Below are 23,865 nucleotides of genomic sequence, written 5' to 3'. Positions count from 1 at the left end.
ATGACTTTCCCCGTCCTCCTGAACCTGGCACTCGCCCTGGCCGTGTGCGCACTCCTGTATGGCATGCAGGCCCGCCATGCATCGTTCACCAAGCGCGTTTTCGCCGGCCTTGGCCTGGGCGTCGCGTTCGGCGCCGGCCTGCAGGCCGTATATGGCGCCGGGGCGAGCGACATCGTGGCCACCAATGCCTGGCTGGATGTGATCGGCAGCGGCTACGTCAAGCTGTTGCAGATGATCGTGATCCCCTTGATCATGGTCTCGATCGTGCAGGCCATCCTCAAGCTGCGCGACGCCGCCTCGCTCGGCAAGATCAGCACCCTCACCATCGGCATCCTGCTCGTCACGACCGTGGTCGCGGCCATCATCGGCATCGCGATGGCCAAGCTGTTCGGCCTGTCGGCCGTCGGCCTGACCGCGTCGAGCGCCGAAGTCGCGCGCGGTGAATACCTGCAGGGCAACCTGGCGACCGCGCAGCAACTGTCGCTGCCGTCGCTGCTGCTGTCCTTCATCCCGGCCAATCCCTTCCTCGACATGACCGGCGCGCGCAAGACCTCGACCATCGCGGTGGTGGTGTTCGCGATCTTCATCGGCGTCTCGGCCGTCGGCATCGCCGGCAAGAAGCCGGAAGTATTCCAATCCTTCAGCGGCTTCGTGCACGTGGCCCACGTGATCGTGATGCGGATGGTGACGCTGGTGCTGCGCCTGACGCCGTTCGGCGTGTTCGCGCTGATGGCCAAGATGGTGGCCGGTTCCAGCCTGCAGGACATCCTGGGCCTGCTCAATTTCGTGGTCGCCTCGTATGCGGCGCTGGCGCTGATGTTCTGCGTGCACCTGGCGATGGTGGCCGGCGTCGGGCTCAATCCGCTGCGCTACGTGAAGAAGATCTTCCCGGTGCTGGTGTTCGCCTTTACCTCGCGCACCAGCGCCGGCTCGATCCCGATGAGCGTGGCGACCCAGACCGCGCGCCTGGGCACGCCGGAAGGCACCGCCAATTTCGCCGCCTCGTTCGGCGCCACCATCGGGCAGAACGGCTGCGCCGGCATCTATCCGGCGATGCTGGCGGTGATGATCGCGCCGACGGTCGGCATCGATCCGTTCACCGCCAGCTTCTTGCTGCCGCTGCTGGCGATCATCGCGTTCGGCTCGATCGGCGTGGCCGGGGTCGGCGGCGGCGCCACCTTCGCGGCCCTGATCGTGCTGTCGGCGATGGACTTGCCGGTGGCGCTGGCGGGCCTGCTGATCTCGGTGGAGCCCTTGATCGACATGGGCCGCACGGCGCTGAACGTCAGCGGCTCGATCGCCGCCGGCAGCGTCACCAGCCGGGTGCTGGGCCAGACCGACATGCGCGTGTTCAATAACGAGGCCGACGTCAACCTCGACGGCGAGGAACAAGCCGTCTGATGCGCCGGCTGATGCGCTAGTAAACACACTTCCGCCAGCGCCGACGGCGTCCGCAATCGTGCGCTGACGCCCTGCCGAATCCGTCATGATGCCTGCATGTTAACTTCTCGGCGGACGGCGATGGAGCAAAAGTGGCCACAGGAAATTTGGCTGGTCAGGCATGGACAAAGCGCGGGCAACGTCGCGCGTGACCTGGCAGAAGCTGCCGCCGGGCACCGCATCGACATCGCCGATCGCGACGTCGACGTGCCGCTGTCCGACCTGGGCGAGCGCCAGTCCGAGGCCCTGGGCGCCTGGTTCGCCACCCTGCCGCCGCACCGGCGTCCCAACGTGGTGCTGCATTCGCCTTATGTCCGCGCGGCCGAGACCGCCAACATCCTGATGCAGCGCCTGGAGCGCGACGAGCTGCTGTGCGTGCTGTCCGACGAGCGCCTGCGCGAGAAGGAATTCGGCGTGCTCGACCGTCTCACCACGCATGGCATCGCCCACCACTTCCCCGATCTCTACGAGCAACGCCGGCACGTCGGCAAGTTCTATTTCCGCCCGCCCGGCGGCGAAAGCTGGTGCGACGTCATCCTGCGCCTGCGCAGCGTGATGGACACGCTCGAGCGCGACTTCTGCGGCGAGCGGGTGCTGATCGTCGCCCACCAGGTCACCGTCAATTGCTTCCGCTACCTGTTCGAGCACCTGAACGAGGCACAGATCCTGGAGATCGACCACGCCGGCGACGTGCCCAACTGCTCGGTCACGTCGTATGAATTCGACCCCGATAAAGGCAAGCGCGGCGACCTGGCGCTACGCCTGGCAAACTTCGTGGCGCCGCTGGAAGCCAGCGGCACCCCGGTCACGGCCGCCAGGGACTTGCCGACTTCACCCAAGGCTTGAGACCACACATGGACCCGATCAAAGCGACAACGGTGCACGACGTCGACGCCGCCTGCCTGGCGGCATGGCCATTGCCCCAGCCCGAAGCCGAGGGCGACAAGGAATTGCGCGGCCACGTCCTGGTGCTGGGCGGATCGCGCGAAATGCCCGGCGCCATCATCCTGGCCGCCACCGCGGCCCTGCGCGCCGGCGCCGGCAAGCTGACCATCGCCACCGGGGCCAGCGTGGCCCAACTGGTGGCGCTGGCGATGCCCGAGGCGCGCGTGATCGGCTTGTCCGAAAACGAGACCGACGGTTTCCAGCTGGACGCCCTGGACAGCCTCGACCCGCTGGCCGACAAGGTCGACGCGGTGCTGGTCGGCCCCGGCATGTGCGACGCCTCGTGCACCGCACGCCTGGTGCACGCGCTGCTGCCGCGCCTGGAGCAAGCCGGCGTCGGCCTGGTGCTCGACGCCTGCGCCATGGACGTCATGCTGCACAGGCCGCGCGATTGGCCCGAGGGCAAGCCGATGCGCTTCGAGCGGCCCGTGATCATGACCCCGCACTGCGGCGAAATGGCGCACCTGACCGGCCTCGAGAAAGAATGCATCGTCGGCCAGCCCGACACACCCGCGCTGCAGGCGGCGCGCGACTGGAATGCCGTGATCGCGCTCAAGGGGTCGCGCACGGTCATCGCGGCGCCCGACGGCACGCTCTGGCAACACGAAGGCGCGGGCAATATTGGCCTGGCCATCTCGGGCTCGGGCGACGTGCTGGCCGGCATCATCGCCGGCCTGCTGGCGCGCGGCGCCGCCCCGGAACAGGCGGCCTGCTGGGGCGTGGCATTGCACGCACGCGCCGGCGACCGCCTGGCGCAACGGCTGGGCACCTTGGGATATTTGGCTCGAGAAATTTCTATGGAAGTTCCCGCGCTGCTGGAGCAGCTCGGCCGCGCCGGCGCCATCAAGCGTGGCGCCGATGACAGGAACATCCGGCCCGTGCCGGGAGACGAACAGCTGGGTGCTTGACGCCCGGCGCGAGCAACTCTGTAAAAAATGTTACGGAGTCTCGCAAGAGTGCGGTATCTAACGAACCGGCAGACAGGCTTCCGGTCTAATGGGCACAGTTGGATTGAAGTACGCACCGGGGCCGCGTATTGCGTCGGTTCCCTGAGTGTTCCGCTCATTTGTTGCAGATGACGGAACTAACTGGCGCCGTTGATCTTCCAGCGCCTCACCACAATGAGCTGGAAACTTCGGCACAAAGATAGACGTAAACGAGGAGTTAAAAATGAATGCAATGACCAAGGCACCAAAAATCCTGCTGACCGCCGCCGTCCTGGCTTCCCTGTTGGGCGCCTGCAAGCGCGACGACGCGGCCACCACCACCACCCCGGCCGACACCTCGGCGACCATGCCAAGCAGCACCTCGGGCGCCACCGGCACCACGGGTGACGTGGGCACCGGCGCCACCGGCACCGGCACCACCGGCACCGGCACCACCGACATGGGCACCAGCGGCGCAACCGGCACCGCCGGCGACACCAGCGGCGCTACCGGCACCACCGGCACGACCGGCACCACCGAAGGCGCTACCGGCACCACCACCACCGATCCGGCGACCACCACCACGCCGCCGACCGGCACCACGGGCCAGTAATCGCATGGCCCACCGGACGACGCCCTGCTCGCAGGGCGCGTTCGGCGCAGCGTCTTGCACGATCTCGGCACCCGGCGCTTCATAGCCGGGTTGCTTGTTTCAGGCCCCGTGTTTCAGGCCTTCTGCTTCATTCCTCGTCCTCTTGCCTGCGCTGCGCCACTACCTGCCCGCACTCACCCTCGCCGCGACGTCGCGGATCAGATGTTCCACCATCCCGAAATCGGCCGGCTTGGTCAGGTGATGATCGAATCCCGCCTGGCTCGAACGCTGCCGGTCCTGCTCCGCCCCCCAGCCCGTCAACGCCACCAGGGATGCCTTTTCCATGCCCGCGATCCGGCGCATCGCCTCGGCCGCCTCGAAGCCTGACATATCGGGCAGGCCGATATCCAGGAAGACGATCTGCGGCAAGACTTCCGCGGCCCGGCGCAGCGCCGTCGCGCCGTCGTGGGCGACGCTGACGGCGTGGCCGCTCATCTCGAGCAGGGCGTGCAGCATCTCGGCAGCGTCGACGTTGTCGTCCACCACCAGGATGCGCAGCGCGGCGACCGCATTGCCTGCCTCCTTGGCCCCCCCGTCGTCCGGCGCGGCTTCGGGCGCCGCCGGCGGCGCGGCGGCGGCGCCCGAAGGCGCGGCGGCCGACGCATCCTGCGGCAACGGCAGCCACACCGTGAACCGGCTGCCCATCCCGGCCCCAGCGCTGCTCACGGCGACGCGGCCCCCGTGCAGCTTGACCAGGCGCTGGACCAGGTTCAGGCCCACGCCCAGGCCGCCCTGCGCCATCTCGGTGCCGAGATGGACCTGGGCGTACATGTCGAACACCGTCTCCATCGCCGGGGCGTCGATGCCGATGCCGTTGTCCGACACCGTGAGCGCCACCTCGTCCGCCTCGATCCGCGCCGCGATCTCGATCGCGCCGCCCTGCGGCGTGTACTTGGCCGCGTTGTTGAGCAGGTTGCTCAGGATCTGCGCCACGCGGTGGCGGTCGGCGTGCAGTGCCAGCGGCTCCTGCGGCAGGCGCACGGCCAGCGCGTGCTTGCGCGTTTCGACCAGCGGCATGCTCATGTCGACCGCTTCGCGCACCACGTCGGCCAGCAGCACACGCTCCAGCCGCAGGGTCACCTTGCCCTCGGCCAGGCGCGCCATGTCGAGCAGGTCGTCGACCAGGTGCACCATGTGGTCGACCTGGCGCCGCATGATGGCCTGCACGTCGCCGCTGGCGGCGCCGATGCGCATCAGTTCCAGCCCCGAACGGATAGGGGCCAGCGGGTTGCGCAGCTCGTGCGCCAGCGTGAACAGGAAGTCGCTCTGCGCGCGGTTCTTCCGTCCCAGCTCGCTGGCCAGGCGCTGCAGCTCCTGTTCGGCGTGCTTCTGGTCGTCGATGTCGAGGGTCACGCCGTCGAAGCGCTCCAGCTGCCCATGCTCGTCCAGGCCGCACCAGCCGATCGCCCGCAGCCAGCGCGGCGCGCCGCCCGTCACGGTACGGAACTCCAGGTCGAGCGGCGATCCGGCGCGCACCGCGTGCGCCACGCCGTCGGCCAGCCGTTCCCGGTCCTCCGGGTCGACCGCCGCCAGCAGCGCGTCGATCGAGGCCGGGCGCACGCTGTCCAGGCCGAAGTGCACGGCCATCTCGGCATTGAGCTGGAACTCGGTAAACGGCGCGTCGGCGTACCAGACGCCGATGTCGCCCGCCTCGGACACCCGCTCGAAACGCTCCTGCAAGGTCTTGCGCACCTGGATGTCGATCACCGTGCCGACGAATCCATCCGGTTCGCCCGCCGCATTCACGCGCGGCAGGCCGGAATCGATGAACCAGCAATAGCTGCCGTCATGGCGGCGCAGGCGGTAGTCGATCGAGAACGGTTCGCGCGCCGAGATGGCGGTCAGGAAGGCTTCGCCGGCGTGCGCGCGGTCCTCGGGGTGGACGTCTTCGAGCCAGCCCAGGCCCAAGTCCTGTTCCGGCGTGCGGCCGGTGTAGTCGTACCAGCGCCGGCTGAGATAGGTGCAGCGGCCGGTGTCGTCGGTGGTCCACAGCATGGCCGGCGAGGCGTCGACCAGCGCCCGCACATGGGCTTCGCGGGCGCGCGCATCGCGCTCCATCTGGCTGCGCTCGCGGCCCAGCGCCACCTGGGTGCGCACCCGCGCCAGCAGCTCGTTGGCCGAGAACGGCTTGACCAGGTAGTCGTCGGCGCCGGCCTGCAGGCCCTCGACCTTGGCTTCCTCGCCGGCGCGCGCCGACAGCAACATCACCGGCAGCAGGCGCAGCTCCTCGCTGGCGCGTACCTGCGCGATCAGGCCGAAGCCGTCGAGCTTCGGCATCATCACGTCGCTCAGCAGCAGGTCGGGCGGGTCCGCCAGCGCGAGTTCGAAGGCGGCCTGGCCGTCGGCGCAGATGCGCACGTCGGCGTGCGGTTCGAGCAGCGCCTTGAGATAAGCCCGCATATCGTTGTTGTCGTCGGCGATCAGGATGCGCGGGCGGGCCTGGCCGCCCATGTCCGCCAGTGCCGGCTGCCCCGCCTCGCGCGGGACGACTTCGGCGTCCGGCAGCCAGCGCAGGGCTTCCTCGACGAAGGCGGAACCCATGCGCTGACGCTCCTGCACCCCTTCCGGAGCATGCAGGATGCGGTCCTGCGGCAGGTGGGCCAGGCCGAACGGCAGGTCGACGTCGAAGCGCGTGCCTTCGCCGAGGACGCTCGAGACGGCAATCGCGCCGCCGTGCAGGCGCACCAGTTCCTGGATCAGGGCCAGGCCGATGCCGGTGCCTTCATAGGTACGTCCCGGCGCGCCCTCGATGCGGTGGAAGCGCTCGAACATGCGCGGCAGCTCGTGCTCGGGGATGCCGGTGCCGGTATCCTGCACCGACAGCCGCGCCATGCCGGCGTGCTCGCGCAGGCAGATCGTGACGCTGCCCTGCAGGGTGAACTTGAAGGCGTTCGACAGCAGGTTGAAGACGATTTTTTCCCACATGTCGCGGTCGACGCAGACCGGCCGGCCCAGGTCCTGGAGCTCGATCCCGTATTCCAGGCCACCCTTGGCCATCGCCGATTCGAACACGCCGGCCAGGTCGAGCGTCAGGCGCGTCAGGTCCACCGGCACGTAGCTGGCCTGCACCCGGCCGGCCTCGATGCGCGAGAAGTCGAGCAGCGAATTGACCAGCTTGAGCAGGCGCAGCGCATTGCGGTGCGTGACCTCGATGCGCTTCTTCTGGGCCGCGCTCATGCCGTCCGCGTCGTCGGCCAGGGCGTCCTCGAGCGGCCCCAGGATCAGGGTGAGCGGGGTACGGAATTCGTGGGATACGTTCGAGAAGAAGGCGGTCTTGGCGCGGTCGATCATGGCCAGCTCTTCGGCGCGGCGCTGTTCCTGCTCGTAGGCGATGACGTTGCCGACCGCGGTGTTCACGGCAGCCCCCATCAATTCATAGAAGTTGCGGTAGTCGGCGTCGAGCGCGCGCCGCACGCTCACGCCGGCGACCACGAAGCCGAACAGCTCCTGCTGGCCCGGCAGCGACAGCGGCAGCACCAGCGCCGAGCGCGGCGGATCGTCGTAGGGGCCGCAGGCCGCGCCGCCGAGCCGCGCGGCGACGTCGTCGACCTGCGTCACCGAATGGGTGGCGGCGCAGCGCCCGAACGGCCAGCAGGCGTCGTCCAGGCGCGCCGAGGCTGGCGCCAGCGCGCCGTCCGGCGGCAAGCCGCCGCCGCCGCGCAGCGCCAGGGCGCGGCCCTCCGGATCGATCTGGTAGAACAGCAGGAAAGGCACGTCGGCCTGCATGCGCTCGACGTGCAGGCTGAGCTGCTGGCCGATCTCGGCGATCGAACGGGTCGTCGCCAGGCCGGCGGTCAGGTCGCGCAGTCCCTGGCTGCGGCGTCCGCCCAGCACCTGGGCCGTGGTCTCGGTGATCGGGTGGAAGATGCCGCCCACCGCCCCCGACTCGTCGCGGATCGGCGAGAACGAGAACGTCATGTTCGCTTCCTCGAGGTAGCCGCTGCGGTCGAGGAACATCTGCTGGTCCTTGATGTAGGCGCCCGCCCCCTGGTGCGCGCTCTCGAACGCCGCGCCCACCACCGGCAGGGCCGATGCCCACACCACCTTGAACGGCGCCCCCATCGACGCCGGATGCAGGTCGCCGCAGATCGGGCGGTAGGCGTCGTTATAAATCTGGATGTCGTCCGGCCCCCAGCACACCAGGATCGGGAAGGTCGAGGACAGGCACAGGCTGACCGAGGTGCGCAGGCTTTGCGGCCAGTCGGACAGCGGTCCGAGCGGCGTCTTCGACCAGTCCATGCTGCGGATCAGTTCACCCATCTCGCCGCCGCCGGCGAGCCAGTTCAGGTCGGATCCGGCAGATAGGGAAAATGATGGAATTACTGACATGGACACGGAACCTAACGGCGGGAGGAATAAAAGACGGGCTTCTTGAAACACCGTGCACTGCGGCGCACACAGGTCAATACCAACTACTTATTACAAAACATCCGCTATTAGAACATAACAACAGGAAACGCTGGCGCAAACCGGCGGCTGCGCGGCGATTCCATGGCGAGTCGATGCAGCCCGTGTTCGAAAAGACACGGCCAGCGCGTGGCTGGCCGTGTCGGGGCAAGGGGCGGCCGGCGCCGCCCGGGGAGTGGAATCAGGCCGGCATGGCCTTGCCGCGGCCCGTCACCAGGCGGCCGCCGCGGACGATCAGGCGGTAGACCAGGCGCACGAAGGTCAAGGTCAGGATCGCTTCCACGAAGGTCATCAGGAAGGCCGGCAGCGAGTTCCAGCGCTCGGCGCGGCGGCCATACTTGGCCAGCATGCGGTCGCGGGCGATCTCGATGCTGTCGTAGAAGGTCGGCACCACCAGCAGGGTCAGCACGGTCGAGGTGATCGTGCCGCCGATGATGGCGATCGCCAGCGGCTGGTAGAACTCGCCCGCGTCGCCGAAGGCCAGCGCCACCGGCAGCATGCCGGCGATCAGCGCGAAGGTGGTCATCAGGATCGGACGCAGGCGCTTGCGGCCGGCCGCCATCAGCGCTTGTTCGCGGTCCATGCCTTCGTGCTCCAGGGCGCGGGCGGCGTCCAGCAGCAGGATCGCGTTCTTGGCCACCAGTCCCATCAGCATGATGATGCCGATCATGCTCATCAGGTTGAGCGTGTGCCCGGTGATGATCAGCGCGACCACCACGCCGATCAGCGACAGCGGCAGCGACATCATCACGCCGATCGGCGCCGTGAACGAACCGAACTGCATCACCAGGATCAGGTACATCAGCGCGATGCCCGACAGCAGCGCGATGATCATCTCGGTGAACAGCTCCTGCTGGTCTTCGCCCGAGCCGCCCAGCGCCAGGCCGTAGCCCGGCGGGAAGTCGAAGGTGCGCGCCAGCTTCATGGCGTCGGACGTGACCTCGCCCGGCGAACGGCCCTGGGCATTGGCCGAGACCGTGATCATGCGCTCGCCGTTCTTGTGGCGGATGGCCGAAGGCCCCTTGCCCATGGTGATCTCGGCGATCTGTTCGAGCGGGACCATCATGCCGGTCCCGCCGACCGAGATCGGCAGGCGCTCGATGCTCTCGGTATTCACGCGGTCGTCCGGATGCAGGCGCACGGCGACGTCGCGGGTTTCGCTGGTCGGGTCGACCCAGTCGCCCACCTCGATGCCGGCAAAGGCCACGCGCAGCGACTGGGCGGCATCGTTGACGGAAATGCCCATCATGTTGGCCAGGCCGCGGTCGAGCACGATCTGCAGCTCGTTCTTGGGATCCTGCTCGGACAGGGTGACGTCGACCGCGCCCGGCACTTCGCGCAGCTTGGCCATGTAGGCGTTGGTCAGTTCCATCAGGCGGCGCGAATCCGGACCGCTGAATTCGATCTGCACCGGCTTGCCGTTGCCGCTCAGGTCATCCATGACCACGTATTCGGCGCCGACCAGGCGGCTGATCTTCTGGCGCAGTTCCACCGCGACCTCGGCAGCGCTGCGCTCGCGCTGGCGGCGCTTGCCGATGTCGACGTAGACGCGGCCGCCGTTCAGGTTGACGTTGCTGTTGGTGTCCTCGGTCTCGGGCAGCGTGCGCGCCAGCTCGGCCGCCGCTTCCACCTTGCGGCGCGCATATTCGACGCTCGACGAGGCCGGCACGCGCACTTCGATCATGATCGTGCCCGAATCCATCTTCGGCAGGAAGCTCGTGCCGCCGAACATATTGTGCAGGGCGATGGCGCCGGCGAAGCTCGCCAGGGCGATGAAGCCCATCCAGCGGCGGTGGTGCAGCGCCCAGGCGATCACGTTGCCGTAGCGGTCGGCCTGGTGATCGAACCAGTAATTGAACCTGTCGAGCAAGCGGCCGATGCCCTTCTTCGGCGCGCTGTGGTGATCCGGCGGGTCGCCCCAGTAGGCCGACAGCATCGGATCGAGCGTGAACGAGATGAACAGCGAGACGATCACCGAGCAGGTCACGGTGAGCGCGAACGGACGGAACCATTCGCCGGACACGCCCGGCATGAAGGCCACCGGCACGAACACGGCCATGATCGAGAAGGTCGTGGCGGCCACGGCCATGCCGATCTCGGCGGTGCCTTCGAGGGCCGCGGTGCGGCGGTCGGAACCCATTTCCATGTGGCGCACGATGTTTTCGCGCACCACGATCGCATCGTCGATCAGCACGCCGATCGCCAGCGACAGGCCCAGCAGGGTCATGAAGTTCAGGGTGAAGCCGCACAGCCAGACCGCGATGAAGGCGGCCAGCACCGAGGTCGGCAGGGCCAGCGCGGTGATCAGGGTCGAGCGCCAGGAATTGAGGAAGGCGTAGACCACGAACACGGTCAGCACCGCGCCCAGCACCAGCGCTTCGATCACGTTGTTCAGGCTCGACTGCGCGTCTTCGCCGCCGTCGCGGGTGACTTCGAGCTTGGTGCCTTCAGGCAGGTGCTTGCTGGCTTCCTTGACCACCTCGTGCACCTTCTTGGCCAGGGAAACCGTCGAGGCGTCACGCGAGCGGGAAATCTGCAGGCCGACGTTCGGCTTGCCGCTGCGCATGGACAGGCTGTTGATGTCGGCAAAGCCGTCCTGGATCTCGGCTACCTGGTTCAGGCGCACGATGGTGTCGCCGTTGCGCTTGACCACGATTTGCGAGAAATCCTCGGGACGCTCGATGCGGCCGACCAGGCGGATGCCCTTCTCGTCCAGTTCGCTGCGCAGCTTGCCGACCGGTGCGTTGGTGTTGCCGCTGCGCAGGGCATTGGTCACCTCGGTCACCGACACGTTGAATTCACGCAGCTTTTCGGCGCGCAGCAGCACCGAGAGCTCGCGCCGCAGCGCGCCGTTGACGGCCACCGTCGAGACGCCGTCGATGGCGCGGAACTGGTCGGCGAGCACGTCCTCGGCGTAGCGCGAGATCTCGGCATGGCTCTGGGTGCTCGACGACAGCGCCAGCGACATCACCGGTTCGGCGGAAGGGTCGATACGGCGCAGCACCGGCTCGCGCATCTCGATCGGCAGCTTGTAGCGCACCGCCGCGATGGCGTTGCGCACGTCGTCCGAGGCTTCGATCAGGTTGCGGTCGAAGTCGAACTCCATCCAGATCGTGGCGCCGCCTTCGTAGGAGTTGGAATTGACTTCGGTGACGCCCTGGATCGCCTGCATCTGCTTTTCGAGGCGGTTGGTGATCTCGCGTTCCGAGGTCTCGGGCGAGGCGCCCGGATACGGGATGTCGACCACGATGACCGGGATGTCGACGTCGGGGTTCTGGTTGACGCGCAGCTTGGACAGCGCGAGCAGGCCGATGGCCATCATCGCGACGATGATCACCACCGTCGCGACCGGTTTCTTGACACTGAAATTGGACAGGAACATGGTTTTGTTTTCCTTTTAGTTTCCCGTATTACTTGCCCTGGACCGGCGCCGCGCCGGTGGCCGCGCTGGCGACGCGCGCCGCCGGCATGTCGACCTTCTGGCCATCCTTCAGGTTCGAGGTGGGCGCGCGCAGCACGACGTCGCCGGCGGCCAGGCCCTGCTTGACCTCGAAGTTGCCGGTGCGCGGGTCGCGCGCGCCCACCACCAGGTTGACCTTGGACAGGGTTTTATCCTTGATGCGCCAGGTATGGCTGCTGTCGCCGACCCGCACCAGGGCCGACTCGGGCAGCATCAGGGCGTCGGCGGCGGAAGCGTCGACGCGGCCTTCGGCGTACAGGCCGGCCACGCGCGGCTGGGCGTTGTCGGCGAAGCCCACCAGCACCTCGACCTGGCGCGTGACCGGGTTGGCTGCGGGGTCGATCCTTTTCACGATGCCGGCGAACTGCTGGTCGCCATAGCCGTTGACGCGGAAATTCACCTTCTGGCCGACCTTCACGGTGCTGACCGAATCGGCCGACACCGCGCCTTCGAAGCGCATGCTGGTCGGGTCGATGACTTTCACGAGCTCCTTGCCGATGGTGGCGGTGTCGCCATTGGAGACCTTGCGCTCGGAGACGATGCCGTCGAACGGCGCGCGCACCGTGGTGCGGGCCAGCTGCTGGCGCGCGGTGGCGACGCGGCTCCTGGCGCCCGACAGCTCGCTCATGGCATTGTTGCGCGCCATCTCGGCGTCGTCCAGGGCCTTGGCCGAGGTCATGCCGGAAGCGGTCAGGGTTTTCAGGCGCTCGAGCTGGCGGTTGGCCTGCTCCAGCGCCAGGCCGGCGGCGCGCTGCGCATCCTCGGCCGAAGTCAGGGTGTCGCGGATCGAGGTTTCATCAAGGCGCACCAGCACGTCGCCGCGCTTGACCGGCTCGCCATTCTCCTTGAGCACCTGCAGCACGATGGCCGAGACCTCGGCGCGCAGGTCGGCGCGGCGTTCGGGCTGGATCGAGCCGGTAACCACCGGGCCCGACGAAATGGAGTCGCTCTGGATCGTCAACACATCCTCGGGCGCCACCGTCAGCTGCGTCGGCTTGTTGTCCTTGGCCTGGCCTGGGGCCTGGGCGGAATCCTTGCCGCAGGCGACGAGGCTCGAAGCGATGGCTAGAACGAGGAGTGTTTTGCGCAGCATTGTGGTTCTCCAGAGAAGGACTTGGTCTTTTTTATAGAAATATGGATAGATACAGCCAGCGCGAAGTATTCAGGAGGGCCCCGAGGGCGTCAATTGACGAACCTGTATAACGCCGAATTCGATGGATGAACTGCGTTTTTTGGCGATGAGCTGCATTCCAGCCCGGCCGGGATGCGGAAAAACCGGACAGGCGGACGTCCGGGAGGTGGACGTCCGCCGTAAGTACATGACTAGAAGCCGCCGAGGACGGCATTGATCAGGAAGCCCATGCCGATGCCGGTCAGGACCCCGCCCGCGATCTCGATCCTGGTATGGCCCATGCGCTCGCGCAGGATCACGTAGTCGGCCTGGCCGTCGTGCAGGCGGTTGAGCGACACCGCGTGGCGCCCGACGTGCTGGCGCAGGCTGTTGGCGTCGATCATGACGATGAAGGCGAGCGTGCAGGCCACGCCGAAGGCCGGATGGTCCATGCCTTCGCGCAGGGCGATCAGGGTGGCCATGCTGGACACGACCGCGCTATGGTTGCTGGGAAAACCGCCATTGCCGACCAGATCGAAGGCCCAGCGCCGCAGGCGCACGCTGGAAATGAGAAACTTGATCGGCCCGACCACCATCCAGGTCAGTACGGGCGTCGCGAGATAGATAATGTCCATGATGCCTTATAGGTGAAATGCTGGGCGGAATTATCTCAGAAGCAAGGCGCGGTGGGCGACTTTTGACACGGACGCATCAAGCCGGGAAACGGTAATATTGACCCAACCGGTCCAACCACACAAGAGGGTCGTATGCGGCACTTCCGCTGGTCTTTCATCGTGACGGCAGTCCTGATGGTCCTCGCCGGCTGGTGGGGTTACGAACACCGGGGCCTGCCCGGCCTGCTGCAGGCGCTGTGGATCACCGCCATCCTCGGCGTGCTGGAAGTGTCGCTTTCTTTTGACAATGCCGTCGTCAATGCCTCGGTGCTCAAGCACTGGAACGAATTCTGGCGCAAGCTGTTCCTCACGGTCGGCATCCTGGTGGCCGTGTTCGGCATGCGCCTGCTGTTCCCGCTGGTGATCGTCGCCGCCGCCACCGGCCTCGGCCTGCTCGACGTCTGGCAGATGGCGATCGACAACCCCAGCGAGTATTCGCGCCACCTGACCGAACACCACGCCGAGGTCGCGGCCTTCGGCGGCGCCTTCCTGCTGCTGGTGTTCCTGAATTTCCTCTTCGACGTCGAAAAAGAACTGCATTGGATCACCTGGTTCGAGAAAAAAGTCGGCAAATACGGCTCCGAGGGGCTGGCCGTGCTGCTGGCCCTGCTGAGCGTTCTTGGCGCCATGCGCCTGGTGCCCGAAGAGCGCAAGCTGGCGGTGCTGATCGCCGGCGTGACCGGGGTGCTGATCTATATCGGCGTCAAGTGGCTGAGCGGCCTGCTCGAGAAAAAGGAAGAAGACCCCTCGGTCGGCGCCATGATTTCGCAGGGCAGCATCGGCGGCTTTCTCTACCTGGAAGTGCTGGACGCCTCGTTCAGCTTCGACGGCGTGATCGGGGCCTTCGCCATCACCAACGACGTCGTGATCATCATGCTGGGCCTGGCCATCGGCGCCATGTTCGTGCGCTCGATGACGGTGTTCCTGGTCTACAAGGGCACCCTGCAGGAATTCGTCTATCTCGAGCACGGGGCGCACTATGCGATCGGCATCCTGGCCCTGATCATGTTCGCCAGCGTGCACTATCACATCCCGGAATGGCTCACCGGGCTGTCCGGCCTGGCCTTCATCCTGGTGTCGCTATGGTCGTCGATACGCTACCGCAGGAAGATCGCGGCCCAGGAGGCCGAAGCGGCGGCGCGGACCGGCTGAATCGGTCATCGCTGAGAATTGCGGTTTGCGATTACAGCAAGGCATGGCAGAATGGGCGCGCATCGCGCGAGCGCTGCCTTATTGACCATCCAACTCTTTTCGATCGCCCAGCCCGACCATGCCCAAACCCCGCTCCACCGCCATCCTGCTGTCCGTCATTGCCGCCGTCGCCGTGCTCGGTTCCCTGTATACCTGGTTCACCCTGACCTGGGCGTATTCCGAGGGCGACCGCGCCGGCTACCTGCAGACGTTCTCCAAGAAAGGCTGGCTGTGCAAGACCTGGGAGGGCGAGATCCTGCTGTCGAGCATGCCGGGCGCGATTCCCGAGCGCTTCGCCTTCACCGTGCGCGATGAAGCGGTGGTGCAGCAGCTGAACAGCAACATCGGCCGCCGCGTGCAGCTCTCGTACGAGCAGCACAAGGGCGTGCCGACCAGCTGCTTTGGCGACACCGAGTATTTCGTCAAGCGCGCGGTGACCGGGCCGGTCGATCCGGTGTCGCCGAGCCAGGCGCAAGGTGGGATGGAAAACCGGGCGCCCGCGCAATCGGCACCCGTGCAATAAACACACCGCTACGTCGTTCCCGCACACTGCTACGTCGTTCCCGCACACTGCTACGTCGTTCCCGCACACCGCTACGTCGTTCCCGCGGAGGCGGGAACCCAAGGCTGTAGCCTGGCGATATCCTGAAACGTCGTCGGTCCGCGAGCAAGCTTAGGTTCCCGCCTGCGCGGGAACGACGTGCGCGGCTCCCGCCTGCGCGGGAACGACGTGCGTGCGGTGCGGGCCGGCGGTAACGTGAGCGGCATCGCATCCCACATCCATCATTCGCGGTCCTTGTCCCGATCCAGATCCCGATCCAGATCCCGATCCAGCTCACGCTGGACCGCAATCACTTCCGCCAGCCGCGCCGCCGCCTGCGCCGCCGAGGTGTCGCCGGCCCGGGCCTGCGACTGCTTGAACCGTCCCAATACCTCGCGCGTCAGGTCGGCCGACACCGAGCGCTGGCCGGCCTCGACCTTGCGCTCGCCGATGACGCGCTCGGTCGCCGCCAGTTCGGCGGCCTGTTCGTCCTGGCGCTTGCTTTCCAGGTTCACCAGATGCTTGCGCGCATCGGCCATCTGCAGGGTCGCCTGCGCCGCCCTGCGCTGCATCTCGGCGTGCGCCTGGGCGTGTTCCAGCAGCGCGCGCTGGGCTTCGCGCTTCTCGACCGCCGCCTGCACCGCCGCCTGCTCGACCAGTTCGCGCTCGCGCGCCAGCCGGGCTTGCGTTTCCTCGGCTTCGGCGCGCGCTTCGGCGGCCTGGGCGGCGGCATGCTCCGACGCCAGCCGCGCCGCCTGCGCCTCGTTGGCGCGAGAGTCGGCCTCGGCCTGGGCGCGCTGGGCGGCCAGCTTGCGCTCGACCAGGGCCAGCGATTCGCGCGCGGCCTGCGTGGCGTCGCGCTCGGCGCCGATCGCCTGCTCGGTCAGCGCCACCTGCCGGCGCTCGACCTCGGTGCGTTCGTGCTGGGCCTGGGCCAGCTCCTGCGCCCGGCGCGCATGCGCCTGCTGGGTGTCGCGCGTGGCCTCGGCTTGCGCCGCTTCTTCCGCCACCGCATCAAGCTGAGCCTGCTGCGCTTCGAGGGTCGCGCGTTGCGCTTGTTCCAGACGGCGCTCGGCCTGCGCCTTGGCGGCCAGCGCCGCCGCGGCGGCAGCCTCGGCTTCGCTGCGCGCCTGGGCCGCCAGCATCAATTCCTGCTCGGCCGCCACTTTCTGCTCCAGCTCGAGCAGGGCCTGGGTCTCGGCCGCCACCCGCTCGCGCTCGCGCTGGGCCAGGCGCTCGGCTTCTTCGCGTTTTTGCGCAGCCAGCTGCGCGGCCTGGCGCTGCAGTTCGACCAGTTCGGCCTCGAACGCGACCGCCTCCGCTTCGTCGGCATTGCGCTTGGCCTGGACCTCGGCCGCGGCCTGGGCCAGCGCCGCTTTTTCTTCGGCCAGGGCCTGCTCGCGCCGGTGTTCCTCGGCCTCGCGCCGGGCCGCCGCCAAAGCCGCCTCGTCGGCCGCACGGCGCGCGCGCGCTTCCAGCGCCGCCTCGGCCTCGGCCTCGAGCCGGGCCTGCACCTGGTCGCCCGCTTCTTCCTCGGCGCGGGCGCGGTCTTCGGCCACCAGGCGCAGCTTGCGGTCGATCTCGATCCGGGCCTCGGTCGCGGCCAGGATGCGGGTCTCGGCCTCGCGCCGCGCCTCGGCGCCGGCGGCCGCCATCTGTTCCAGCCGCTCGCGGTGGGTGGCGGCGTCGCGCAGCTCCTTTTCGGTCTGCAGGCGCATGCGCAGCGACTGGGCCGCGACGCGCTCGGACTCGGCCTGGGCCAGCGCGATCGCCTCGCGTTCCTGCTCGATATGGACCAGGGCGCGCGCTTCTTCCAGCGCGCGCGCTTCGGCCGCCGCGCGCGCGAACGCCGAGGCCAGCGCCACCTGGTCGGCGCGCTCGCGCTGCTGGGTCAGGTCGAGCGCCTCGGCTTCGGCCTCGGCCAGTTTCTCGGCGGTCTGGCGCGCGGCTTTTTCGGCGCGCTCGCGCTCGCGCGCCAGGATCGCGATACGGGCGTCGGCGCTGGCGTTATGCAGCACTTCTTCCTTGGCCGCCTCCACCGCCGCCATGCGCTCGGCGGCCTGCAGCCTGGCCTGTTCGGTATGCGCCACCAGCTCGTCGGCGGCGCGGGCGGCCTTGGCCGCCAGTTCCGCCTCGGCTTCCATCTGGACGGCGGCGCGGCGCCGCGCTTCTTCTTCGGAGCGCGAACGGGCCTCCAGCGCCAGGCGGATCTCGGTATCGCTCTTGACCCGCGCACGCAGCTCGGCGGTCTCTTGCCGGATCGCTTCCAGGCGCTCGGCCGATGCTTTCGCGGCTGCGCGCAACGATTCCAGCCGGTCGCGGTTGGCCGCGATCGCGTCTTCGGACGCCTGCGAATTGGCCAGCGCGGCCGCCGCCGCCGCCGCATCGATGGCGGCGCGCTCGTCGGCCAGCACGCGCGCGCGCGATTCGGCGGTCTGGCGGTTTTCAAACGCGACGTTGGCCTTGGCCTCGGCCTCCACGCGCGCGATCGCCTCCTGGATTTCGCGCATCTCGAGGGGCTTGCGCGCGGGCGGGGTGGCCGCATGGGCTTCGGGCACGGCTTCCGGAGGCGACTCGGGCGGCGCCCCGGCCGGCGCCATGCCGGCGGCCTGCGACAGGTCGATCGAAAAGTCGGCTTCGTCTTGCTTGGCTGGGTTGGGTTCCATGCGAGGTCTCAATGGCGGCGGTCGCTCGATTATCCGGCAAATCCGCTCAGTCCGCTACGCGGAACTGGGCCACAATAGTGGCTCAGCTCGTCCATTCGCCCCTTACACCGGCCACAGGGGCGGTTCGTCCATCAGGGCTACCTGCTCGCGCAGCTCCAGAATACGGTCCTGCCAGTAGCGCTGGGTATTAAACCAGGGGAAGGCGGCGGGAAACGCCGGGTCGTCCCAGCGCATCGCCAGCCACGCTGCATAATGGATCAGGCGCAGGGTGCGCAGGGCCTCGACCAGGTACAGCTGGCGCGGATGAAAATCGCAAAAATCCTCGTATCCGGCCAGCACGTCGCCCATCTGGCGCACCATCTCATGGCGCTCGCCCGAGAGCAGCATCCACAGGTCTTGCACGGCCGGGCCCATGCGGCTGTCGTCGAAGTCGACGAAATGGGGGCCGCTAGGGGTCCACAGCACGTTGCCGCCGTGGCAGTCGCCGTGCAGGCGCAGCAGCGGCAGCTCGCCGGCGCGCTCGTAGCAGCGCGCCACGCCATCCAGCGCCTGCTCGACCACGCTCGACCACGCGGCCATCAGCTCGGGCGGCACGAAATCATGGCTGCGCAGCCAGTCATAGGGCTGGCGGCCGAACGTGACCGGATCGAGCGCGGGCCGCTGCGCATAGGCCTTGACCGCGCCCTGGGCGTGGATGCGGCCGATGAAGCGGCCGGTCCATTCCAGCACCGCCGGGTCGCCCAGCTCGGGCGCGCGTCCGCCGCGGCGCGGGAACACGGCGAAGCGGAAGCCCTCGAAGGCGTGCAGGGTCTTGCCCTCGATGTCCAGAGCCGGCACCACCGGAATCTCCCGCTCCACCAGCTCGGCAACGAAGGCATGCTCTTCCAGGATGGCGGCGTCGCTCCAGCGCTGCGGGCGATAGAACTTGACCACCACCGGCGCGCCCTCCTCGCGCCCCACCTGGTAGACGCGGTTCTCGTAGCTGTTCAGCGCCAGCAGGCGGCCGTCGCCATGCAGGCCCACGCTGTCGAGGGCATCCAGCACCAGGGCGGGATCGAGCCGGGCGAAAGGATGCCCGGCTGCTTGGTTGTCGGTGTTCAAGTTATCCATCACCGCATTGTACGGCTGCGCACGCGGAAGCGGAAATGTCCCGCCTCCTGTCCCGGCTGGGTTCGCTCACGCACAGAGCGGGCCATTGTTACAAGGTCTCATGTCACATACGCATCCGGGCGCAGCCGCCCCGGACGATTACCGATAAGGAAGAACATGAAAAAGATGACCCTGACCATGGTGGCACTGGCCGCCGGCATGGTGGCCGGCGCCGCCATCGCCCGGAACGCCAAGCCGCCGAAGGCCGAGCCGACCATGCAGAAAGTGCTGGACGCCCTGGCGTCGCTGAAACCGAAGCCGATCGAGACCCTGGACCCGGCAGAAGCGCGCAAGCAGCCGAACGCCGCCGACGCGGTCGAGAAGGTGCTGCTCGATGCCGGCCAGGGCACCGCGCCGGAACCCGGCGTGACCATGAAGACCCAGACGGTGCAGGGCAAGGGCGGCAGCTTCCCGGTTCATATCTTCACCCCGGAAGGCGCGGGTCCGTTCCCGGTCGTCGTGTACTACCACGGCGGCGGCTTCGTGATCGCCGACACCAAGGTGTATGAAGCGTCGATCCGCGCGCTGGCCAAGGGGGCCAGGGCGATCGTGGTCTCGCCCGACTACCGCCTGGCGCCCGAACACACCTTCCCGACCCAGATCGACGACGCCTTCGCCACCTACCAGTGGGCGATCCAGAACGCCGGAAGCTTCAATGGCGACGCCACCCGCGTGGCGGTGGCCGGCGAATCGGCCGGCGGCAACCTGGCGACCGTGGTCTCGATGATGGCGCGCGACCGGAAGGTCCAGCTGCCGCTGCACCAGTTGCTGGTGTATCCGGTGGTCGACAACGACATGAACAACGCGTCCTACAAGAAGAACGCCAACGCCAAGCCGCTGAACAAGGCGATGATGGGCTGGTTCTTCAAGCACTACGGCGCCGACCCGAAGAGTCCCTACGCCCTGCCTTTGACGGCCGCCTCACTCGAGGGCCTGCCGCCGGCGACCGTGATCACGGCCGAGATCGACCCGCTGATGACCGAGGGCAAGGCCTACGCCGACCGCCTGCAGAAGGAAGGCGTGGCCGTCAACTACCGCCACTACACGGGCGTGACCCATGAATTCTTCGGCATGGGCGCGGTGGTGCCGAAAGCCAGGGAAGCTCAGCAATTCGCCGCCGGCGAGCTGGCCAAGGCGTTCAACGCCAGGCGTTGATGCCGTCCCGGCGCCGCGGCCGTTGCGCCGCGGCGCCATCTGCCTGCCCGCCAGCCTACCGATCGAGGTTTTTCGTGCCGCCCGGCGGCGCAGGCGTTACACTGGCGCCTTTACGCAAAACCGGCGCCCGCGCGCCATCACCAGACACCCCCATGCATCTCGAACAGCCCCTCTCCGAAAAAGAATTCGACGAACTCGACCAGTTCCTCTTGTCCGACCGTTGCTCCGACGACGCGATGACGATGGACACCCTGCACGGCTACCTGACCGCGATCGCGATCGGTCCGGAAACCATCATGCCGGCCGAATGGCTGCCGCTGGTCTGGGGCCAGGACGAGGCGGCCGCGCCGAAGTGGAAGAACAAGCGCGAAGAAGAAAAGATCATCAACCTGATCATGCGCTTCATGAACGAAGTGTTGATCACCTTCGAAGTCTCGCCGAAGGAATTCGAACCGCTGTTCGTCGAACATGAATTCGAGGGCAAGACCCTGATCGATCCGGAAGCCTGGTGCTGGGGTTTCTGGGAAGGCGTCGAGCTACGCGCCGATTCGTGGGAACCGATCTGGACCTCCGACGTCGCCGAACTGATCCGCCCGATCTACCTGCTCGGCGCCGACGAGATCGAGGAAGAAGAGCTGGCCCTGGTCGACAACCCGCACAAGATCCACGCCCTGGCGCTGGAAATCGAAGCCAACGTGCCGGCCATCTACCGCTACTGGCTGCCGCTGCGCAAGGCCGCGGTCGAGACCGTGGTGCGCGAAGAGCCGAAGATCGGCCGCAACGACGACTGCCCTTGCGGCAGCGGCAAGAAGTACAAGAAGTGCTGCGGGGCCGAGTCGGCCTGATTCACCTGTTGGCGGCGCCGCCGCCGATCCAGGACGGTGGCGGCCGGCGGCGAGGTCTCGCTACGAACCCGGAATCAATCGTCGCGCCGGCGGCGCAGCCGCCAACCCTGCGTCGCCAGCGCCACCCCATGCAGGGCATCGAGCACTTCGACCGGCCCTGCCATCCCCACCAGCATGCCCGCCGCATCGACCACCGGCACCCGCGCCAGGCCATGGCGGCCCGCCAGCGCGGCCACGGCGCTTGCCGGCTGCGCCGCCTGCACCGCGATCCCGGTCATCATCAGGTCGGCCACCCGCGCGGCCTCCTTGCGGCCGCGCAGCACGATCAGCGCGCGCGCCTTGATGCTCCATGCTTCGGCTTCGGCCGCCGCGCGCAGCAGCGATTTCAGGGTCAGCACCCCCAACAGCCGCCCTTCCCCATCCGCCACCGGCAGCGAAGGCAAGCCATGTTCGAGCAGGATGGCGCGCGCCGTCGCCAGCGGCATGTCGGGTTCGAGCCGCGCCAGCGGCGGCACCACGACGTCGCCCGCAGACAGGCGGCCGACGCGGCGCTCGGCCGCATGGCGCTCGGCATCGTTGACGATGGCGGCCAGGTCTTCGCGCGAGACGTCGAGCGCTTCACCAAAATGTTCCAGCGCGGCGTCGATGTCCTCGGGCGCCACGGCGGACGGCGCCGGAGCGGCCTTGTGCGCGTGATGGGCGCCCGTCACCCGGTTGTACAACAGCGCCGCCAGCACCAGCAGCACGGTGTTCAGGCCCACCGGCGCCAGCGCGAACGAGAGGCCTGCCTCGTGCACCGCCGGCCCGCCCAGCACCGCCGTCATGGCCACTGCCCCGCCCGGCGGATGCAGGCAGCGCAGCAGGAACATCGCGGCGACCGCCAGGCCGCCGGCCAGCGGCGCGGCGAGCATCGGATCGGGCACCCACTGGGCGCAGGCCGCCCCGACCAGGCCCGAGACCACGTTGCCGCCGATGACGGGCCAGGGCTGGGCCAGGGGGCTGGCGGGGACGCAGAACAGCAGTACGGCCGATGCGGCCATCGGCGCGACCAGCCAGGCGACGTGGGCGCCGGGGGCGCTCCAGGCCAGCACGACCTGGCTCAGCACACCGGACAGCGCCAGACCGAACAGCGCGCCGAACGCGGCCCGCGCCTGGCCGATCGGTGGCAAGGCGACCGGGTGCGGCCGCCGGAGAATGGATTGCAGAAAGGATGGCATTGCACCAAGGTTGAGCGCAAAGAGTGTCATTACAGCACATTTGCACGAAATGGGTGCGAAGAAACCCAAAAATAGTGCAGGCATCCGACTTGGCGGCATGTGCGCTGCCACGATGTCGTGCAACGCTGCACTATCTACGGCATGCCCCTATGCATTCGAGGTAGCACGCCGTAGGCACTCAACCTGGTCTGCCAGTCTTAGAAAAATTCCACGCTTCCATCATGCAGGTCGTAACGCGCCCCGACGACCATCAGCTTCTTCGTGCGCAGGGGCTCCATCAACATCGGCTCGGTTTCCTGCAGGCGCGTGACCACCCGCTTGACGTTCTCGCGCACCGACGCGTCGAGCAGCATCTCCGCCGTATACTTCTTGTTCGCCAGTCCGGCCTTCGCGCGCAACACGGCCGGCACGATGGGTTCGACCATCGTTCCAATTCTGCCGGGGAATTGTGCCTGTTTCTCGACGACGTTCACTGCGGCTTCCACCGCGCCACAGCCCTCATGCCCCATCACGACGATGAGCGGAACGCCGAGCTTGGCCACAGCATATTCGATGCTGCCCAGGGCCACCGTGTCCACCGTGTTGCCCGCATTGCGCACGATGAAGAGCTCGCCGAGCCCCCGGCCGAACAGCAACTCGGGCGGTACCCGCGAATCGGAGCAACTGACCAGCACCGCGATCGGCGTCTGGCTGCGCGCGAGCGCCAGGCGACGATCCTTGCCATAGATAACTGGTTCGGCCTTGTCGGCCATAAAGCGCGCATTCCCATCCTTGAGGACTTGCAGCGCCTGCTCCGCAGTGAGCTGCGAGGCCTTGAGCGGCTCGGCGTGGCTATTCTGAATTAAGCTGCCCGACGCGAGTGTGGCGCCCAGCACGCCGACGTGCCGAAAGAATCCGCGCTTGTGTTGATCGAACTTGGTCATCGTCCTCTCCGTGATATAGGACGAACACTATAGCCTTTGATCACCAATAGGGGTCACGCGATAGGGAGCGTGTAGCTGATCGTCAGGCTCGTCATGGAGCACAGCCCGCTCTATATCGATCGAGCCGAGCGAGCGGGCTTCTTGCCAGGTGCTGTCCTCGTTCATGCGTGCACGATCCCCGCTTGCCCGGGAGCGGGCACGAGTCGGCGTCCTACGCGAAGTCTTGAAGTCGATCTCACGCCAATCTCCCGGGATCTCGGCCCTCAAGAAAAAAATCCGGGAGGTAAGCGTCACGACCTTCAACAACAGTCTGCCGTTCTGTCGGCACTGTTGGGGCGCTGGAACGGTGTGCTCGGCCAGCGTAGCGGCATCGATCGGTCGAGGCAACAGGCAGTGGCGGAGAAGCCGTAACGCGTCTGGCCAGGCTGACTGGAGCCCCATGGGTATGGACAGGACAGGGGCGCTGAATGAACCGCCCCGGGTTTTGTAGAGGCTCCATTCTTTGAGAAAATGGAGCTATGAAGAAGCAACCGAAGTATTCCCCCGAAGTCATCGAGCGCGCT

At 67.5% G+C, this 23,865-nt stretch carries 16 protein-coding genes; 8 read left to right on the top strand and 8 right to left on the bottom strand.

Annotated features, from left to right (window positions below; all coding sequences use genetic code 11):
* The 4 genes from ABIB38_RS23010 to ABIB38_RS22995 all read left to right on the top strand — a co-directional run bounded on the left by ABIB38_RS23010 (window position 1) and on the right by ABIB38_RS22995 (window position 3,924).
* Window positions 1-1,401, top strand: a complete 1,401-nt coding sequence (locus tag ABIB38_RS23010) for an L-cystine transporter (protein ID WP_429207000.1) — start codon at window positions 1-3, stop codon at window positions 1,399-1,401.
* 120 nt (window positions 1,402-1,521) lie between these two features.
* Window positions 1,522-2,286, top strand: a complete 765-nt coding sequence (locus ABIB38_RS23005; protein WP_429206998.1) for a histidine phosphatase family protein — start codon at window positions 1,522-1,524, stop codon at window positions 2,284-2,286.
* Window positions 2,287-2,294: 8 nt separating this feature from the next.
* Window positions 2,295-3,293, top strand: a complete 999-nt coding sequence (locus tag ABIB38_RS23000; protein WP_429206997.1) for an NAD(P)H-hydrate dehydratase — start codon at window positions 2,295-2,297, stop codon at window positions 3,291-3,293.
* Window positions 3,294-3,555: 262 nt separating this feature from the next.
* Window positions 3,556-3,924, top strand: coding sequence for a hypothetical protein (locus ABIB38_RS22995; RefSeq protein ID WP_429206995.1), 369 nt, complete (start codon window positions 3,556-3,558; stop codon window positions 3,922-3,924).
* Window positions 3,925-4,083: 159 nt separating this feature from the next.
* Here the strand turns inward: ABIB38_RS22995 and ABIB38_RS22990 are convergent, their stop codons facing one another.
* The 4 genes from ABIB38_RS22990 to ABIB38_RS22975 form a co-directional block, all read right to left on the bottom strand.
* Entirely contained in the window at window positions 4,084-8,292 is a 4,209-nt protein-coding gene (locus ABIB38_RS22990; RefSeq protein WP_429206993.1) for an ATP-binding protein, read from the bottom strand.
* A gap of 259 nt (window positions 8,293-8,551) precedes the next feature.
* Complete coding sequence (locus tag ABIB38_RS22985) at window positions 8,552-11,752, bottom strand: efflux RND transporter permease subunit (protein ID WP_429206991.1); 3,201 nt, start codon at window positions 11,750-11,752, stop codon at window positions 8,552-8,554.
* Between the two features lie 28 nt (window positions 11,753-11,780).
* Window positions 11,781-12,923 carry an efflux RND transporter periplasmic adaptor subunit gene (locus ABIB38_RS22980; RefSeq protein ID WP_429206989.1) on the bottom strand — a complete coding sequence of 381 codons (1,143 nt, stop codon included), beginning with the start codon at window positions 12,921-12,923 and terminating at the stop codon, window positions 11,781-11,783.
* A gap of 230 nt (window positions 12,924-13,153) precedes the next feature.
* The gene (locus tag ABIB38_RS22975) at window positions 13,154-13,576 is read right to left on the bottom strand and encodes a divergent PAP2 family protein (protein WP_429206987.1); all 423 of its coding nucleotides are present in this window, start codon (window positions 13,574-13,576) and stop codon (window positions 13,154-13,156) included.
* A gap of 132 nt (window positions 13,577-13,708) precedes the next feature.
* Here ABIB38_RS22975 and ABIB38_RS22970 point away from each other — a divergent pair, with 132 nt between their 5' ends.
* Both ABIB38_RS22970 and ABIB38_RS22965 read left to right on the top strand, forming a co-directional pair.
* On the top strand, window positions 13,709-14,767 hold the full coding sequence (locus ABIB38_RS22970) for a DUF475 domain-containing protein (RefSeq protein ID WP_429206985.1): 1,059 nt from the start codon (window positions 13,709-13,711) through the stop codon (window positions 14,765-14,767).
* Between the two features lie 118 nt (window positions 14,768-14,885).
* On the top strand, window positions 14,886-15,329 hold the full coding sequence (locus tag ABIB38_RS22965; protein WP_429206984.1) for a hypothetical protein: 444 nt from the start codon (window positions 14,886-14,888) through the stop codon (window positions 15,327-15,329).
* A 260-nt stretch (window positions 15,330-15,589) separates the two neighbouring features.
* On the opposite strand, the gene ABIB38_RS22960 is transcribed toward ABIB38_RS22965, so the two are convergent.
* Window positions 15,590-18,013 carry a hypothetical protein gene (locus ABIB38_RS22960; RefSeq protein ID WP_429206982.1) on the bottom strand — a complete coding sequence of 808 codons (2,424 nt, stop codon included), beginning with the start codon at window positions 18,011-18,013 and terminating at the stop codon, window positions 15,590-15,592.
* Between the two features lie 102 nt (window positions 18,014-18,115).
* Window positions 18,116-19,123, bottom strand: a complete 1,008-nt coding sequence (locus tag ABIB38_RS22955) for a serine/threonine protein kinase (protein ID WP_429206981.1) — start codon at window positions 19,121-19,123, stop codon at window positions 18,116-18,118.
* A 156-nt stretch (window positions 19,124-19,279) separates the two neighbouring features.
* On the opposite strand from ABIB38_RS22955, the gene ABIB38_RS22950 reads away from it, so the two are divergent.
* On the top strand, window positions 19,280-20,317 hold the full coding sequence (locus ABIB38_RS22950; RefSeq protein WP_429206980.1) for an alpha/beta hydrolase: 1,038 nt from the start codon (window positions 19,280-19,282) through the stop codon (window positions 20,315-20,317).
* A 152-nt stretch (window positions 20,318-20,469) separates the two neighbouring features.
* The gene (locus ABIB38_RS22945) at window positions 20,470-21,162 is read left to right on the top strand and encodes a UPF0149 family protein (protein ID WP_429206979.1); all 693 of its coding nucleotides are present in this window, start codon (window positions 20,470-20,472) and stop codon (window positions 21,160-21,162) included.
* A gap of 74 nt (window positions 21,163-21,236) precedes the next feature.
* Here the strand turns inward: ABIB38_RS22945 and ABIB38_RS22940 are convergent, their stop codons facing one another.
* Window positions 21,237-22,379, bottom strand: coding sequence for an HPP family protein (locus tag ABIB38_RS22940; RefSeq protein WP_429206978.1), 1,143 nt, complete (start codon window positions 22,377-22,379; stop codon window positions 21,237-21,239).
* A gap of 197 nt (window positions 22,380-22,576) precedes the next feature.
* Window positions 22,577-23,302 carry a carbonic anhydrase gene (locus ABIB38_RS22935; RefSeq protein WP_429206977.1) on the bottom strand — a complete coding sequence of 242 codons (726 nt, stop codon included), beginning with the start codon at window positions 23,300-23,302 and terminating at the stop codon, window positions 22,577-22,579.
* Window positions 23,303-23,865: the final 563 nt, after the last annotated feature.

The organism is Massilia sp. UYP11, assembly GCF_050434805.1.
Taxonomy (GTDB): Bacteria; Pseudomonadota; Gammaproteobacteria; order Burkholderiales; family Burkholderiaceae_D; genus Telluria.
The sequence above is the reverse complement of the archived record's forward strand: the minus strand, read 5'-3'. Positions and strand labels throughout refer to the sequence as shown.

What these genes read in the sequence shown, in the direction of transcription:
- ABIB38_RS23010 (WP_429207000.1), top strand. Translation starts at nt 1, where the DNA reads ATGACTTTCCCCGTCCTCCTGAACCTGGCACTCGCCCTGGCCGTGTGC.
- ABIB38_RS23005 (WP_429206998.1), top strand. Translation starts at nt 1,522, where the DNA reads ATGGAGCAAAAGTGGCCACAGGAAATTTGGCTGGTCAGGCATGGACAA.
- ABIB38_RS23000 (WP_429206997.1), top strand. Translation starts at nt 2,295, where the DNA reads ATGGACCCGATCAAAGCGACAACGGTGCACGACGTCGACGCCGCCTGC.
- ABIB38_RS22995 (WP_429206995.1), top strand. Translation starts at nt 3,556, where the DNA reads ATGAATGCAATGACCAAGGCACCAAAAATCCTGCTGACCGCCGCCGTC.
- ABIB38_RS22990 (WP_429206993.1), bottom strand. Translation starts at nt 8,292, where the DNA reads ATGTCAGTAATTCCATCATTTTCCCTATCTGCCGGATCCGACCTGAAC.
- ABIB38_RS22985 (WP_429206991.1), bottom strand. Translation starts at nt 11,752, where the DNA reads ATGTTCCTGTCCAATTTCAGTGTCAAGAAACCGGTCGCGACGGTGGTG.
- ABIB38_RS22980 (WP_429206989.1), bottom strand. Translation starts at nt 12,923, where the DNA reads ATGCTGCGCAAAACACTCCTCGTTCTAGCCATCGCTTCGAGCCTCGTC.
- ABIB38_RS22975 (WP_429206987.1), bottom strand. Translation starts at nt 13,576, where the DNA reads ATGGACATTATCTATCTCGCGACGCCCGTACTGACCTGGATGGTGGTC.
- ABIB38_RS22970 (WP_429206985.1), top strand. Translation starts at nt 13,709, where the DNA reads ATGCGGCACTTCCGCTGGTCTTTCATCGTGACGGCAGTCCTGATGGTC.
- ABIB38_RS22965 (WP_429206984.1), top strand. Translation starts at nt 14,886, where the DNA reads ATGCCCAAACCCCGCTCCACCGCCATCCTGCTGTCCGTCATTGCCGCC.
- ABIB38_RS22960 (WP_429206982.1), bottom strand. Translation starts at nt 18,013, where the DNA reads ATGGAACCCAACCCAGCCAAGCAAGACGAAGCCGACTTTTCGATCGAC.
- ABIB38_RS22955 (WP_429206981.1), bottom strand. Translation starts at nt 19,123, where the DNA reads ATGGATAACTTGAACACCGACAACCAAGCAGCCGGGCATCCTTTCGCC.
- ABIB38_RS22950 (WP_429206980.1), top strand. Translation starts at nt 19,280, where the DNA reads ATGAAAAAGATGACCCTGACCATGGTGGCACTGGCCGCCGGCATGGTG.
- ABIB38_RS22945 (WP_429206979.1), top strand. Translation starts at nt 20,470, where the DNA reads ATGCATCTCGAACAGCCCCTCTCCGAAAAAGAATTCGACGAACTCGAC.
- ABIB38_RS22940 (WP_429206978.1), bottom strand. Translation starts at nt 22,379, where the DNA reads ATGCCATCCTTTCTGCAATCCATTCTCCGGCGGCCGCACCCGGTCGCC.
- ABIB38_RS22935 (WP_429206977.1), bottom strand. Translation starts at nt 23,302, where the DNA reads ATGACCAAGTTCGATCAACACAAGCGCGGATTCTTTCGGCACGTCGGC.